Here is a 12440-nt window from a genome sequence, read left to right as displayed (position 1 = left end):
TCTTTTGTTGACACTCAGAAATCTACGAGAGAACGGCGTGCCCCCGCGGAACCAGCCTTGCTGGCACCCACACATCCGTCACAAGAGCCACAAAACCGTCCAAATTCCTTGACACAGCCCATGCGATCGCCTCCACCGCCTTCTTCGCGATCTGGTGACGCTACAGGCTCGAACTTCCACGACGAGGTCGAGACGAACTGCTGCAGCTGCTAATAATCGATACCGAGGCGATCACCCATCAGCTGCATCAACTTCCAGCGCCCCTCAATCATCAGCCCACGCAGGTACAACCCACCCTTATCGCACTGATCCCTGCGCTTCAGCGAAGCAAAGACATCCCCGACAAACTCACCCAACACAACGCGAAGCTGGGCCACCTGGTCAGCATCCACGCCCAGGAGATTAACAGAAAAAATCCAGACTCAACAGCGACACACCTAACCAAGTACTACTAGTAGGCCCCAGAACCCTTGACGACCGCCCGTGCCGTCCGCCAGAGAATGACCAGGTCAGCAGTCAGCGACCAGTTCTCGACGTAATAGAGGTCAAGCCGTACTGCTTCTTCCCATGGGAGGTCAGAGCGGCCACTGACCTGCCACAGGCCGGTGATGCCTGGCTTGACGAGGAAACGACGGTGCACATGTGACTCATACTGCTGCACCTCACGCTCCAGTGAGGGCCGAGGCCCCACCAGAGACATACTTCCGCCCAGCACGTTGAACAGCTGCGGCAGTTCATCTAAGCTGTAACGGCGCAAAATCTTGCCGACCTTGGTTTGACGAGGATCTTCCTTCATTTTGAATAGGACCCCGTTTCCGTCGGTGTTTCCCGAATGGACCAGTTGATCCAGCATTCTGTCGGCGCCATCGCGCATCGACCGGAATTTCAACATCTGGAATGGCTCGCCCTTCAATCCCACACGATCCTGCTTGAAAAACACCGGCCCAGGCGAGGTGAACTTCACTAACAACGCGATCACGAGCATGGGAAGCGCCAACACAGCAATGATTGCCAGCGACGCCAGAATATCGAAGCCGCGTTTCATCACCATCCGCAGGCCGGAGTACTGAGGCGTCTCCACGTGCAATAGCGGCAACCCGGACACAGGCCTACTATGGATACGGGGACCGCTCACGTCAGTCAGGCTCGGCGCCACAATCAGGGAATACTTCCCCTGCTCCAGATCCCAGCTCAGCTCCTTCACACGCCGCGGGTTCAGATCATCCGAACTGGTGACGATGACGGCATCGGCTCCGACGCTCTGCATGGCCGTCCGCGCCGTTCCGAAATCCCCCACCACGGGGATACCAGCGATCTCACTCTGCAGTCCCATGAGGCCCCGGCTCAGGCACACTCCCACCACTCGGTAGCCCGCCGAGGGCTGCCGACTGAGTTCCCCCGCAATATGCTCCACTGAGGCAGGTGAACCCATCAAGAGCACCCGCCGGCAGTACAACCCAGAGCGGCGCTGGCGGTAGAGCCAGCGACGCCAAGCCCGCCGTCCCACCAGAAGGGCCAGTATCCCAAGTGGAAAGACCAGCAACAGATAGCCCCGCGCCAGATCCAGCTTCAGCAAGAAGGCGAGTGTTGCGACGCCGGCAAATAGTCGTAAACCCCAGTCGGCGATAATGCGATACTCCAACCACCCTGAACCCAGGACCCGAGGATTGCGGGAGCCAGTCTGCCACAAAGTCGCCATCCAGATCGCCACAATGGCTGCTGACACTAGACCGTAGCCGATGCTGCTCTCACCCACCGTGGGAAGCCTGAACTCGGCATCGGAACCCAGACTCAGCCAGGTCACCTGTACACCCAGCACTACGGCAATCAGAATGAGAAAGTCTGTCACCGCTAGTCGCCTGGCGTAGCTCCTTTGCCACATCTGTAATTGGGACGGGGCAGAAAAGGCATCATCCAGCGCAGAGCGTTGTTCGGTCGCTTGTTCGACGTCGTCGCGAAGGTTAACATCAGTGCTCACGGATTCTCTCCCCCATCCCGTGGCCACGGTGCTTAAACGGCTACACCGCCAAATCTAGAACCAGTTGTTCTCAGGAAATGTTCAGCAAGACCCTCGTCTGTTGAGGTATTTCACAGGTTAGCATAAGGAAACTAGCTTAAGGGAGTGTTCTTGGACACAATTATTGCCTGGCGTGGTCTTGAAAACACCCCGAATATGATAACGCTCTGTGCCCCTTCTCAGAAAGAAGGGGCACAGAGCGGAGGCGAAAAAGATAGTAGGTAGGGGTCGTCGGTCAGGCCTGAGCCTTCTGCTTGCGCACCGAGCGTGAAGCGAGAACCGCGCCTCCGCCGATGAGCAGCGCCCCGCCGCCGACCAAGAGACCGAGCGAGTCAGCACCAGTGGTGGCGAGCTGTTCGTCCGTGCTGGAAACGTCCGTACCGTCATCGACGGCGTCGTCAGTGCCAGGATCTCCAGCACCCGAGGTCCCGGAAACGGTGACCGTGACCATATCGGCCGCGCCGCTGGTCGCACCGGTCGCGGTGACCTCATACGATCCTGAGGCATCGCTGTTGAAGGTGACCGTGGCGTCGACGCTGCCGTGGTCGTCGGCAGTCTTAGAGGTGCTGGTGCTGGAGACCGCACCAACAGCAGCGAGGCTCTGGGAAGCACCGTTGATGCCGGTCAGGGTAATCTCGACGGTCTCACCCGGGGTGAAGATCGGGTCGAAGGTGACGGTGAACGGCGTACCGATCTCGGCAGTAATGGAGTCAGGCGTCGGAGTCGGGGCGTAAGCCATGGCGGGGGCGGGGGCGAGGACAACAGCTCCAGCGATACCGACAATGGTGAGGGACTTTACGATTGTCTTCTTCATGGGAGTTTACCTCAGAGCTAGGGAACCATCAGATGAGGGCAATCTCCGTTCAGAGTCGCCGAGTATGTCGATGCGCCCGAGATACTCCGGATGCGTGACAATGCCCAATCTACAGAGATGTGCAGGCGGAATGCAAGCTATTCGAGGTAAAGGGCGAAATGTAACACGTTTGTCATATGTCATGCACGCCCTGTCACTCGCTTTTTTGCTGGGCGTTCACTGCAGGTCAGCATTCGGCCGCATCCTCGATATCCTGAAGCACTGGGGTCGAGACGATGTCCAGCTGGTGGCCGGTGGTGGCCCGTACTCGCATATCGAGCAGGGCGGACTCACCCGGTGCGAGATCGGTGGTCCATTCATGCACGGGGCGCCCGGCGTGCTGGCCGATGAGCGGTGCCTCCTCCGCTTCTTCGGTCAGTTCGGCCCCCTCGGGCAGGTAGACGTGGGTGAGAGTGCGGGTGATGCCGCGTGGCACGCCGCTCTGGGTTTCCTCGCCGGAGGTGCCCAAGATGTAGTCGGGGTACTCGCGGATGTCGGCGGGTGCGTCGTTGCGCAGAGTCACGCGCAGGGATGCCATACCGTCGCCGCACCATGCAGCGCTTGAGCCGGCGGCCATGTAGTAGTCGAGCTTGGAACCCACGCCATCGTTGAGGTATACGCCGAACGCGGTGGTCTGGTCGTTACTTGCCGGCAGAGCGCCCGCCACCGGTGTGCCCTCCAGCAGCGTCCGCTCCTGCTCATCCGCGCTCCAGACCAGCAGGCGGCGCTCGTCGATGGCGCGGGTGATCGCCTCCAGCGATGCGGCCGGATCGGCGGAGCCGCTGAGCAGAGCGTCAAACACGGCATCGGCGGCGACGCCGAAGAACACATCCTGCTCGGCAGGGTCCTCATAGCGCAGATAGACCTCGTTCAGCAGCAGCTGCACGGCGTTGTCACTGGACAGCACGTCGCCGGTGGGCAGCTCGACGGGTCCCGTGGCCTCCAGAAAGTAGGAGAGCGTCACCGGGTCAATGGCGATCACGCCGGTCGGGTCGCTGTCCTGCTCGGTCTTCCAGAATTCGCGGGCCACATGGGCAGCTTCGGCGAAGTCAGGGATCATGGTGGGATTCTGCATATAGCGTGCGGGCCGGTCGCCGAAGATCAGCTCTGTGTCGAACTCCAGAGGCGTGACGGCCTCGTCCCGGTTGCGGAAACTCGCACCCTCCACCTGATCGGTGAACTCGATCTGCCCGTCGGTTGCGGTGATCTTGATGACCGATCCAACGATGCCGCCCAGAGAGCGCCACTCCGCATTGTTCTGCAGGAGCAGCAAATGCTCGCGCTCTCCGTCGGCACCAAGGAAACCGGGCAGAAGAGAGGTGGCCCGCGCGGTGCCCTCCAGCGTGGGCTGGATCTCGGCCAGCAGGCTATCGACCTGAGCAGTGCCGTCGCGCAGTGGACCCACGACGCCGGCAGGCTCGATGGTCGCCAGTCGCTCCCGAGCCTCAGTGACGGAGGAGAGCGCCGACTGAAGGTCCGCGTCGAGGGTGCGGAGCGCGTCCACGTCGATCCGACCCTCGCTCGGCAGCAGTGCGTCCACGTCGGCCCCGGCCTCGGCCGCCGTGGCGAGCCCGCCGCCGGCAAGGTCATCGAGCGTCTCGGTGAGTGTGCGCGCGGCGGTGAACTGCGTGCCGACCCACGGCATCCCCTCGGCCAGCGACCAGGCGGTCCCGCCGGTGTGACCGCGCGCGGCCGCCAGCTCACTCTGCAGCTCGCCGAGCTGCGAGGTGTCGCCAGTGAGCACGGACTGCATGTCGAGTCCTGCAGCCACCTGCTGGGCGCGCTCGATATGCGGAAGCGCCTGCGCTGCGCTGGCGCCGGCCCAGGCGAGCACGGCTACGAACCCGAGCGCGAGGGCGCTGACCAGCCCGAGGATGATCCGGCCGGCCACCACGCGTCCCGTCGTGTCCTCGCGCTGCCGCTGCCTTTTGCTTCCCATTGGGGGCTATCCTATGGCACGCTGTGGATTCCGCCTGCGAGGCGTCTACCTCGTGGCTGCCCGGTGACCATACCCATACCCGTAGCCATAGCCGTAGGTGGCGTTGTATCCGTAGGCATCGGCCCCGCGGGTGGGGATCATGGTCAGTGCGATCCCGGCCACCTTGGCGCCGACGTTCTCCAGGTTGTCCAGTGCCTGGCTCAACTGCTGACGGGTGATGCGCGATGCGGCGACGGCCACGATGGCGCCGTCAGTCTCCGTGGCCAGGACAGCCGCATCGGTGACCGGCAGCAGCGGCGGGGCGTCGATGATGACGGCGTCGGCGGTCTCGGCGACCGTGTCGAGGAGAGTCCGCATCTGCTGAGAGCCCAGCAGCTCGCTGGGGTTCGGCGGGATCTTGCCCGCCGGCAGCACCAGCAGGGGGCGGTCACCCCACTGCTGGAAGACGTCCTCCACATCGGCACGCCCGATGAGCACATCGGTCAGACCCACAGCACCCTCGATGCCGAGGTACTCGGCCACCTTCGGCTTGCGCAGGTCGCCGTCGATGAGGATCGTGTTCTTCCCCGCATCCGCCAAGGCGATCGCCAGGTTCACCGCCGTGGTGCTCTTGCCTTCGCGGGACACGCTCGAGGTGATGGTGAAGACCTTGCCGCCGTCAAGCTCGATGAACTGCAGATTCGTGCGCAGCGAGCGGAAGGCCTCGCTGCGGGGGTCCTGCGGGTCCTCCTTCATGATGATCGGCCGCGTCTTGGCCTGCGGGTCCATGGGGATCGCGCCGATCACCGGCTGGTCGGTCACCTGCTGCAGGTCACGGAGCGAGCGGATGCGGGTGTCCAGGGTGGCGCGAAGCACCGCGACGCCGACGCCGAGCGCCAGGCCCACAAGGGCTCCCAGCGCCACGTTCAGCGGGATCTGCGGCGACGAGGGGGTGGCGGCGGGCTGCGCCTGCGTCACCTGGGTGATGTTCACCGGAGCCTGTTCGCTGCCCGGCAGGGTCTCTGCCTCGTTGACCGCCTCCGTCAAGCTGACTGAGGCGGCGTTGGCCACGTCGGCGGCGAAGACGGGATTCTCATCGGTCGCGGTGAGGCTGATGATCGTGGTGTTCGTACTGTTGGTCACATCCAGACGGTTCGCGAGGCTTGTGGCCGACTCGTCGAGCCCGAGCTCTTCGATGACCGGGTCGAGCACCCGTGGAGTCGTGGCGAGCTCCACATAGGACGCCATACGCGCCTCGGTGTAGACGTTGCCCTGCTGCTGCTCCCCGATCGTGTCACCCGCCTGCGAGGAGAACATCACCCGGTTGGTCGACTCATAGAGGGGCGTCTGCACAAAAGAGTAGGTCGCCGCCGCGCCTGCGCCGAGCAGCATCAGCGCAATGATCACTATCCAGTTCTTCCGCAGAATGTGAAGGTAATCGCGAAGCTCCACGTGTTCCTTTCTCTTCTGAGCACGCTGTAAGTGCGGAACTCAGCGGTCTCGCCGAGAGCGAGCACGGTTTTTACGGTTCGAAGCAGAAGCAGGACGCCGCCGAGGAGGCTTCGGTACTCCACCTAGGACAGATACTAGTGAATACACTATCTTCCCATGATAGTGCGGAACGGTTCGACACCCGCCGCAGGTCCGTGATTCCCGGCTTCACGAGGAGACACCGGTGAGGTTATGCGGCCGCACCGCGACCCGGACGAAGCGCTCCACCTGATCCAGTGCCGGCAGCAGCTGGCGAGCCTGCTGCTGATAGACCTCATCGCTTTGCCGATACGGGTCGATCACGTCGTCCCACGCCGGATCTTCAGCCGGTCCCACGATCCCGCGCCGGTTCGCCAGCACCCGCAGGGCGGCACGCAGACGTCTCTGCGGGTCCGGTCCTACCGCGGCTTGGGCGATGTCGGCGTCGGTCATCCCCTCAGCTAGCCGTGCGAACTCGCGCGCCGTGAATGCCCGGCGCAGCAGGGCCGGGCTCAGTTCCACCGCGGCGCTCCGGTGATCCCGCGTCATTGCCAGCAGCAGATCGGCCTGCGCCGCGATGCCTTCTGCGAGATACCGCGCACGGTGCGCCTCCACATCGTCCTGCCTGGCTCCGGCGGCCAGCGCGATCTGCGCGGTCTGCGGCGTGAGCGGATCACCTACGAGCGCTCCGGAACCTGCACTCGACACGCGCGCACCCAGATCCGCCAGCCGGCCCCGCAAGACCACAGCAGCCAGCGCCGAACGGCACACATTTCCTGTGCAGACGGTGAGGATCTCGATCATCGCGGCCGCTCTCTCGGGTAGATTGAGGTGGGTGGAGTCCCAGAATAGCGGTGCCGTTGCGACGGATGACAACACGCGCAGGGTGGACTTGTTCGCCTCGGAGCGGGTCAGGCGGATAACGCCCGTCGTCGAAGAGAACGTGCCCTCGGCCGTGCGCCGGGCACGAGGGACTCGTACCTGGCTTGAGGGCAGCGCCACCGCCCGCGCCTGGAACGGCACCGTTCTCGCCTACGCCGCCTTCGCCGTCGGCACGGCCATTGTGCTCTCGGTGACTGCCCGGACCTATCTGGCCGCCCCGGTCGGACCGGTGGTCTCCTCCCTGGTGCTGTGGACCGGGATGGCCGTGCCCGTGGTCATCGCGATCGCGCGCTCCCGCCCCCGCGGCCTGTTCCGCTTCCGGTGGACCGACCTCCTGTGGGGCCTTGCCCTGGGCTTGCTGCTGCGCATGGTGCAGGGGTGGCTCGAGGTGGCCGCCGGCAGTGCCGGAGGGCTGCCGGCCTACTCCACCATCGACGGCACACTCGGCGCGACCTGGCTGCTCCTGGGTCTGCTCGGGCCGGTGCTGATCCTGCCGCTGGTGGAGGAGTTCCTCTTCCGCGGCGTGGTGCTGGTGACCATCTACCGCACCGCCCGGCGCGGCCTGGAAGCCGGGATCCTCGCCGTCGCCGCCTCCACCGCCACCTTCGTGGGGATTCACGCGGTCAACGGCATGAGTCGCTGGGACGAGCCGGTGTACCTTTTCCTCTTGGGCATGACCTGCGGCTTCCTGGTGCTCTTCACCGGCCGGATCTGGGGGGCCGTTTTCGTGCACATGGTGTTCAACGGCATGTGGGTGGCACTCGCGCTGGTGGGGACCGCACTGGGATAACCTGGTCTCAATAGGCGCCGTGGGACCTCACCACTGCTTTGATGGTCCTGAGCACAATGATCACATCCTGCAGCAGCGACCAGTTCTCCACGTAGTAGAGGTCCAGCCGGACCGAATCATCCCAGGAGAGCTCTGAGCGCCCCGAGACCTGCCACAGACCGGTGATCCCTGGCTGGACGATGAAACGGCGCCGCACATGCGGTTCATAGGCGTCCACCTCCGCCTGCAGCGGCGGGCGCGGACCCACCAGGCTCATGTCCCCGCGGATCACGTTCAGCAGCTGCGGAAGCTCATCAATGCTGGTGCGCCGGATGAAGCGGCCCACCGCAGTGATTCGCGGATCATCACGAATCTTGAACAGCACCTCATTGTCCCGGTCATCTGGCTGCAGCTGATCCTTCAGCTCCTCGGCATTGTGCACCATCGAGCGGAACTTCAGCATGAAGAAGTTTCGCTCCTTCAACCCCACCCGACTCTGCCGGAACAGGACAGGGCCGGAGCTGGTGAGTTTCACCGCCGCGGCCACCACCAGCAGCAGTGGTGAGAGCACCACCAGGCCGCAGATGCTGAACACCAGGTCAAAGCTGCGCTTTGCCAACGCCTTACCCCCAGAGATCCGCGGAGTGGAGACATGGATCAGCGGCAACCCGGCCACCGGCTGGGTGTGAATCCGGGGCCCGGATACATCGATCAGCGACGGCGCCAGGATCATGGAGATCTGCAGATCATGCAGCCGCCACCCCAGCTGCCGCACCACCCTGGGAGACAGCACAGCCCCATTGGTCAGCGCCACCGCATCCACTGCGTACTCCTTGGCCGCGGCCACGATCGAGTCAACGTCCTGCCCATCAGGGGCCACCGGAATCGGCAGCTCCACGCCGGTGGGAGACTTCTGCGGAAAACCCGGCAGCAACGCCGCCACAGGGTAGAACCCGGCATGGGCGGAATCTTTGAAGGTCCTGTTCAGATGTGAGACCGACCCAGGAGTGCCAATGATCAGCACTCTGCGCAGATAGTGTCCGCGCTGCCGCCTGCGGGCAATGACTTTACGAACCACCAGCCGGAAGACAAGCAGCAACACCACCCCGATGGGCAGGGCCAGCGCCACATAACCCCGGGCAATATCAGCCACCAGGAGGTAGGAGGCAATCGCCAGAACCCCGAAAACGACAAACGTGGAGGAGACCACCAGCTTGTACTCCTCAGTGCCCGCGCCGAAGACCCTGACGCTGCGGGAATTACGCCACCACAGCACCACCCACCACGTCACGGCCAACACCACAGACAGGACCGTGTAGCTGACCTGGTCAGCGCCCTCCACTGTTTCACCTCCGTCGAAGCGAATGATGTGCGCTGCGGCCACCGCCAGGGCGATAGCCACCGCGTCCACCACGCCCAGCACGCGGGGGATGCCCAGATTCCACGGCACGCCCAATATCTGGTCAGGTGCTGCGCCGGCAGCAGGGGCAGTACTCACAGCTGCGATCCCTCATTCCCTCACCGTCTCAGCTCTGACGGAAGTCATGAATTCTTTGCTGACAATGGGTTTCTACTTGTGATGGTACGCACAAACTACCCACATCCAGGTTTTATACAGCAAAATACAAGGAAATATTACGTGCCGCATCGGCGACCACTGCTGCCGTACATACGCCATACCGCTGAGCCGGCCAGGTCAGTTGTCATCTCATCCTGCATCAGCCCTGCGGCAATCACACCGGTTGTTGCCCTCTGAGTCGGCGGGGCGTTCTAGCCCGGGCAGGAAAACTCGACAGCCCAGAGGATTCCTCACGCCGGCGAGCTCGCACCGCCCCAACACGCCGTCGAAGTCCGCCACGACCTCGGAGAATGACCAACTCGATCCGCCGCCACGTTCGGTCGGAGACGAAGATCGCGTCGAACGCGAGCATGGCCAGGGAGAACCAGGGAAGCCCCATCAGGACAGCAATCCCCCCATGCAGCGCAATGATGCCAAGCAGAAATAGTCGGCGAGTCATTGGGTGGAGCAGCCCGACGGCGAAGAACAACTGCACATAGATCGAAAAATATGTCATCGTGGTCAGGACGAATGGGTTAGCCACAATCAGTTCGTTGAGCCAGGGAAAGACTCCGTATTCGTGCAGCTGCAGCGGATAGTAAAGTGCCGTTCCGTCCTGCCACTGGGACCCCTGCACTTTGAACAATGCCGAGGCCGTGTAGAGAATGAAAATCTGGCATGCCAGGGCGATCAGAGCTGCGTTGTGGATCATCGTCGAGACCCACTGGGGAACCACAGGCAGGCTGAATCGCAGCCGTTGAAGAACGGAGGGCTCAAACAGTCCCCTGCCGGTCCGCCGGCGTCGAGCATCGAGGGACCAGTATTCGGAGGTGTTCATTAACACCATGAGCAGCAGCCCGATCCTGGCGATGTTGTCACCCTGATCCCCCACGGAAGGGGCGCGTTCTACCAAAGATGCCATACCCAGGGCCAGCAGCAGAGTCATAGGGCGTGTGCGCCATCCGATGATGACGCAGACAGCAATGGCGATCAAGATGAGGTACGCCAGGGTGAACAGTGCAGGCGATTCGGTCTCCAGGACTCTGACGACCCGTCCGAAGGAGCTTTCCTCACGGTAGATCTCAGTCCAGAACGAGCCCGGTCCCCACAGGACGTGACGCGCGCTGAAGTTGCTGAGCAGGATCCCCAGCATGGTGATTCCGATGAGGATGCGTGTCACGGAGAGCCCCCGGAGTGCTCGCTTGTCTGAGAGCACCCAGACCTGCAGGGCTAAGTGCCACTGCTTCAGCCTCGCACTGAGGGGTTCGAGCATTGCTTTGATGTTCATTGGCCGACCTCCTGCGGGAGGTATTCGGCGAAGAGGGAGATCTGCTGGTCGTCAAGCTGAGTGATGGGGCGCCAACCGTAAGTCATTTCCGTGGCAAGGGCTTCGTCGAGGCTGGCACCTGATTCGCTATGATATTCCGGGACCGATCTGATGCTGGTCCTGAACTGTACATACAGCAGGTCGCCTTGGTCCTGCCATGCGTTCCACGCGAACCCGGAAGCGAGGTCAGTGGCAATGGAATCCGCTCGGATGTGACGGTGCACTTGCTGGGAAGTGGCTGTACTGGTGACCTCCATGAGCTCTTCGCGCAGGTCGCTGTAAAGGTCGTCCAGCACGTTTCGGTTGGCTATTTCGACTTGCTCTTCATTGAGGTCGTTAGTGGAAGTATGCAGATGATTAGCAGAGCGCCGCACCATCAGTGAGGTCCGTGGTGGAAACGGATTGCCCCTGATCAAGTCATCTTCATGATCTACGAGTTCATGCCATTGCGTAGAGAACTCCTCGCTTGTCTCTGGGTCCTGCACCCATGCGCGGACTTCAAAAGTGATCGCAGTGCTCCTGGGGTTCGGCGCGAAGATTGACCAGCTCTGATCGAACCAGGGCACCACATAGTTTCGAACGGTGTCCTGTCCTATGGCTTCACGCGCCGGCGTCGAGGGCGCGACCCAGAGACCAATGAACAGAGTATGAATCAGTACAACGGCGAGGACCGGGATTGTCAGCAGTCTGGCAACCGGCGGGAGGGCACGCAGCTGGCGGCGCTGCTCCGCATATGGGGCAGCGCCGCCGCTGGTTGTGTGTTTTTCCGACACGCAGTCTAGATCAGACCGTGTCCGCCCTTGCGTCGGTTGCCTGTAATCAGTGCCACTGCTCCCAGGAGCAGGACGAGACCAGCTGCAACAGCAAGGCCGGTGATGCCAGCGCCAGTGGTGGCGAGGTCATCATCGGTGTCACCCACGGGTTTCACCCCGTCGTCGGGGTCCGTCACAGTAAGAGTGGCGGTAGCCGATGACTCTGGATCGTTGTCATCGGTAGCAGTGACTGCCAGATCACCGGGATCGACGTCGACAGGCACAGTCCAGTCAACACTGAACTCACCATCACTATCGACTTCAATACCCTCAACTGTGCCAATGACGTTGCCATCACTATCAGTGACCTCGACAGTCACCGTGGTATCCGGATCAAAATCCTCACCCTCAATAGTGACCGTGTCACCGGGTTCGACCGTGTCCGGCTCCACTGAAACCGACGGATCGTCAGCCACATCGTCGTCAGTTCCGTCATCAGGTGCCACGACTGTCAGTACAGCCGAAGCAGATGAGTCTGGATCGTTGTCATCGGTAGCAGTGACTGTCAGATCACCCGGATCAGTACCCTCAGGCACAGTCCACTCCGTGGTGAACTCGCCGTCACTATCGACTTCAATACCCTCAACTGTGCCGATGACGTTGCCATCACTATCAGTGACCTCGACAGTCACCGTGGTATCCGGATCAAAGTCCTCACCGTCGATAGTGACCGTGTCACCTGGAGTCACGCTCTCAGGATCGACACTCACAGTCGGATCACCAGTGGGGTCGCCCTCAGGATCACCTTCTGGGTCACCAGTGGGGTCGCCCTCTGGGTCACCGGTCGGATCACCTTCTGGGTCACCAGTGGGGTCGCCCTCAGGGTCACCGGTC

At 62.4% G+C, this 12440-nt stretch carries 9 protein-coding genes and 2 pseudogenes; 1 reads left to right on the top strand and 10 read right to left on the bottom strand.

Annotated elements, in window-relative coordinates; translation table 11 throughout:
- Positions 1 to 121 precede the first annotated feature (121 nt).
- The 6 genes and pseudogenes from DVO78_RS02790 to DVO78_RS02765 form a co-directional block, all read right to left on the bottom strand.
- Positions 122 to 392, bottom strand: a pseudogene (locus DVO78_RS02790) (transposase); the annotation flags it as partial.
- Between the two features lie 59 nt (positions 393 to 451).
- Positions 452 to 1978: a sugar transferase gene (locus tag DVO78_RS02785; protein ID WP_238385111.1), complete on the bottom strand. Its 1527-nt coding sequence runs from the start codon at positions 1976 to 1978 to the stop codon at positions 452 to 454.
- A gap of 274 nt (positions 1979 to 2252) precedes the next feature.
- Positions 2253 to 2831, bottom strand: coding sequence for a hypothetical protein (locus DVO78_RS02780; protein ID WP_120003299.1), 579 nt, complete (start codon positions 2829 to 2831; stop codon positions 2253 to 2255).
- 226 nt (positions 2832 to 3057) lie between these two features.
- A complete protein-coding gene (locus tag DVO78_RS02775) occupies positions 3058 to 4809 on the bottom strand; it encodes a DUF4012 domain-containing protein (protein WP_120003298.1) in 1752 nt (583 codons plus the stop codon).
- Positions 4810 to 4854: 45 nt separating this feature from the next.
- Positions 4855 to 6240, bottom strand: a complete 1386-nt coding sequence (locus DVO78_RS02770; protein ID WP_120003297.1) for a tyrosine-protein kinase domain-containing protein — start codon at positions 6238 to 6240, stop codon at positions 4855 to 4857.
- Positions 6241 to 6447: 207 nt separating this feature from the next.
- Positions 6448 to 7062, bottom strand: a complete 615-nt coding sequence (locus DVO78_RS02765) for an arsenate reductase/protein-tyrosine-phosphatase family protein (RefSeq protein ID WP_120003296.1) — start codon at positions 7060 to 7062, stop codon at positions 6448 to 6450.
- 31 nt (positions 7063 to 7093) lie between these two features.
- Between DVO78_RS02765 and DVO78_RS02760 the strand changes: the two genes are divergently transcribed.
- Positions 7094 to 7930, top strand: a complete 837-nt coding sequence (locus DVO78_RS02760) for a CPBP family intramembrane glutamic endopeptidase (protein ID WP_120003295.1) — start codon at positions 7094 to 7096, stop codon at positions 7928 to 7930.
- Between the two features lie 7 nt (positions 7931 to 7937).
- On the opposite strand, the gene DVO78_RS02755 is transcribed toward DVO78_RS02760, so the two are convergent.
- The 4 genes and pseudogenes from DVO78_RS02755 to DVO78_RS02740 form a co-directional block, all read right to left on the bottom strand.
- The gene (locus DVO78_RS02755) at positions 7938 to 9407 is read right to left on the bottom strand and encodes a sugar transferase (protein WP_202912069.1); all 1470 of its coding nucleotides are present in this window, start codon (positions 9405 to 9407) and stop codon (positions 7938 to 7940) included.
- 235 nt (positions 9408 to 9642) lie between these two features.
- Positions 9643 to 10755, bottom strand: a complete 1113-nt coding sequence (locus DVO78_RS02750; protein WP_120003293.1) for an HTTM domain-containing protein — start codon at positions 10753 to 10755, stop codon at positions 9643 to 9645.
- Positions 10752 to 11567 (bottom strand): DUF5819 family protein, encoded by an 816-nt coding sequence (locus tag DVO78_RS02745; protein ID WP_157983822.1) that lies wholly within the window; start codon positions 11565 to 11567, stop codon positions 10752 to 10754. The genes DVO78_RS02750 and DVO78_RS02745 overlap by 4 nt, the downstream gene beginning before the upstream one ends.
- 5 nt (positions 11568 to 11572) lie before the next feature.
- Positions 11573 to 12440, bottom strand: a pseudogene (locus tag DVO78_RS02740) (hypothetical protein); the annotation flags it as partial.

This window comes from Nesterenkonia muleiensis, assembly GCF_003600155.1.
Classification (GTDB): domain Bacteria; phylum Actinomycetota; class Actinomycetes; order Actinomycetales; family Micrococcaceae; genus Nesterenkonia; species Nesterenkonia muleiensis.
The sequence above is the reverse complement of the archived record's forward strand: the minus strand, read 5'-3'. Positions and strand labels throughout refer to the sequence as shown.

Coding starts and splice junctions, on each gene's coding strand:
- DVO78_RS02780 (WP_120003299.1), bottom strand. CDS start 2,831: ATGAAGAAGACAATCGTAAAGTCCCTCACCATTGTCGGTATCGCTGGA.
- DVO78_RS02775 (WP_120003298.1), bottom strand. CDS start 4,809: ATGGGAAGCAAAAGGCAGCGGCAGCGCGAGGACACGACGGGACGCGTG.
- DVO78_RS02765 (WP_120003296.1), bottom strand. CDS start 7,062: ATGATCGAGATCCTCACCGTCTGCACAGGAAATGTGTGCCGTTCGGCG.
- DVO78_RS02750 (WP_120003293.1), bottom strand. CDS start 10,755: ATGAACATCAAAGCAATGCTCGAACCCCTCAGTGCGAGGCTGAAGCAG.